2 protein-coding genes and 1 pseudogene are annotated in these 2,447 nt (G+C 58.1%); 1 reads left to right on the top strand and 2 read right to left on the bottom strand.

The window, feature by feature from the left end; all coding sequences use genetic code 11:
* Together IGS51_RS15055 and IGS51_RS15060 are read right to left on the bottom strand one after the other, a co-directional pair.
* The coding region (locus IGS51_RS15055; RefSeq protein WP_297079419.1) for a nucleoside transporter C-terminal domain-containing protein at positions 1-1,514 on the bottom strand (1,514 nt) is incomplete at its 3' end.
* 262 nt (positions 1,515-1,776) lie between these two features.
* Positions 1,777-1,914 carry a PT domain-containing protein gene (locus IGS51_RS15060; protein WP_367279349.1) on the bottom strand — a complete coding sequence of 46 codons (138 nt, stop codon included), beginning with the start codon at positions 1,912-1,914 and terminating at the stop codon, positions 1,777-1,779.
* A 161-nt stretch (positions 1,915-2,075) separates the two neighbouring features.
* Here IGS51_RS15060 and IGS51_RS15065 point away from each other — a divergent pair.
* Positions 2,076-2,309 (top strand): annotated as a pseudogene (locus IGS51_RS15065) (hypothetical protein); the annotation flags it as partial.
* Positions 2,310-2,447 lie beyond the last annotated feature (138 nt).

Consider the following 2,447-nt stretch of genomic DNA (forward strand, 5'->3'; position numbering starts at 1 on the left):
CTGGCGGGGGTAGCCTGCGGCGCGGGTTCGTCGGGTGTGCCCAGGATGCTGGGGTTGCCCGTGTCGAATACGCCGGCCACGCAAGCAATCATCATGGTGGCCAGCGTGCCCACAAACAGGGCCTTCCAGCCCAGTTCGGAAATGTCTTTGCGGCGAGAGGGAATTAGCGCCGTAGTGCCGCCGACAAAGATGCCGACCGAGGCCAGGTGCGCGAAGCCAGAGAGGGCATAGCTGACGATTAACAAAGCGCGATCGCTCAACACGCCATCCCGCGAAGCAGCCGCCAGCGATTGGTAGGGCGGAATCGCTGTCTCAAACAGGCGACGACCGATAATCACCGACGAAGCCCAGAGTTCGCTCCAGTCGAGCGATACGCCCGTCAGCACCGTCAGCGGCAAAAACAGCGCCCCCAGGATGTTTTGCAGCGTAATCACCTGAAAGACGCTGCCAATGGGACCAGGAATACTGGCCAACGCCCCAAAAAATTGGTTGACCAGATACACCAAACCCAGGATCAGAATCAGCACAGCGGCGATCGCCACGGCCATTTTCACCCCGTCTAGTGCGCCCACAATGGCGGCATCCAGCGGACTGACCCGCTCAATCGGTTCCCCCGCCACGGTTTCTTGATGCACGGGTTCCGTCCGCGCTACGCCTGCTTCAAAGTCTTCCACTTCTTCGTTCAGCGCCTGATCGAGCGATCGCTCATCGGGGATGCCGCCTGCGGTCACGGGCACGGTCGTTTCCGGCAGCAAAATCTTCGACAGCACAAAACATGCCGGAATCGCCATCACCGAGGCCGACACCAGATGCCCCAGGATATTGGGAAACACGGGCTTCAGGAAGCTCACATAAATGGCCAGCGTAGACGAGGCCGCCGTGCCAAAGCAGCAGGCCAGAATCGCCAGCAGCTCGCTGCGGGTCATGCTGGCCAGAAACGGCTTCACGACGATCGCCGCCTCAATGCCCACAAAAATATTCGCCGCGCCGCTCAGGGATTCTGCCCCGCTCAGCCGCATCGCGCGATAGAAAATCCGAGCAAAAAAGTTCGTAACAACCTGGATGATCCCCAGGTTATAGAGCAGTGCCATCAGCCCCGAAAAGAAAATGACCGCTGGCAGCGCTCGAAACGCAAAGATATACCCCAACTGAATGCCGCATAGCCCCGGCAGCACCTCTCCTGGCTGCGCTGGCGCACAGGTGCCCGATGCAGGCAGGGGCGACAGCACCAGCGGCTCCTGACCTGGCAGCGGCACGAACCGATTGCCAAACACAAACCGTGCGCCTGCGTCGGCTGCGTCAAAAATTACGTTCAGCAAATCGGTGAACCATTGCAGAAAAAGCTGCGTAATCGGAAAGGCAAACACCAAAAAGCCTAGAATCAACTGGAGCAAGATGCCCCAGATGACCACTCGCCAGGGGAAATATTTGGGATTGCGGTTTTCGGAAAACAGCCACGCGACTGCACACAGCCCGAAAATTCCAACAAAGGAGATTAAGTTCAGAATCGACATTTGAGGTTGTCCTCTCTGAGAGATATCCGGGTCGTCATGGTCATGCGGCTACATGCAGCTATTTAGACTGACGCAATGTGCAACTTTATGTGCAGCTTTGCCGATTCCCCTCACCCTCCATCCCTTTCCCAGAACAGGAGAGGGACTTCAAGCCTCGCTTGCTTCCCCGCTCCCGACTGGGGAGAAGAGGTTGGAGCGTGAGGGCAGAGTGAAAGTTGCACATCACGCTAGACTGCGCTCAATCATCTGCTCAATCACCCGCTCAATCATCCGCTCGGTCACCCGCTCGGTCACAAACTGAAGCATCGATAGGACGACCTGCTCGCACGGTGGGTCGCACAGTGGGTCGCACAGTGGGTCGCACAGTGGGTCGCGCAGTGGGTCGCACGGTGGGTCGCACAGTGGGTCGCGCAATTCCAAATGGGGCAATTTGCTGACGGCCTCGCCTTGGATTTTACATAAGACGGGGCGAAAGGGATAAAAATTTCTGTATGGTTCATTGAAAATCCAGCCGCTTGACGAGTCGGATAGGATAGGGATATTCCTTTCCCACACCTGCTCATGGACGCTTTTGCTCTCGTGCCGCCCGACTGGACAGAGGCGGCAGTTCACGCCGTTGAGTTTTGTTGTCCAAGCTGCCGCTTGTCCTGCTCCGAAGCGCAGCAAGTGTGGATTAATCGGCGATCGCCCGTCTTTACCCACGACCATCGCCGCAAGTGGCAGGAATTTTATCACTGCGCCTGCGGGACTGCCTGGTGGGCCTGGAGCAGCGATCGCCCACCCACCGACCTCACGCCGCTAGAATCGCAGGGCGATCGCCCCAACACCACGCCGACCCTGTTTCCCGACTACCTGCTGGGCGGCTTTGACGACCTGCCCGACGTTTATCAAGGTGAATAGTTGCCAGGTGAATAGTTGCCAGGTGAGGAGTTG

Source organism: Thermoleptolyngbya sp. M55_K2018_002, from assembly GCF_015295965.1.
Classification (GTDB): Bacteria; Cyanobacteriota; Cyanobacteriia; order Elainellales; family Elainellaceae; genus Thermoleptolyngbya; species Thermoleptolyngbya sichuanensis.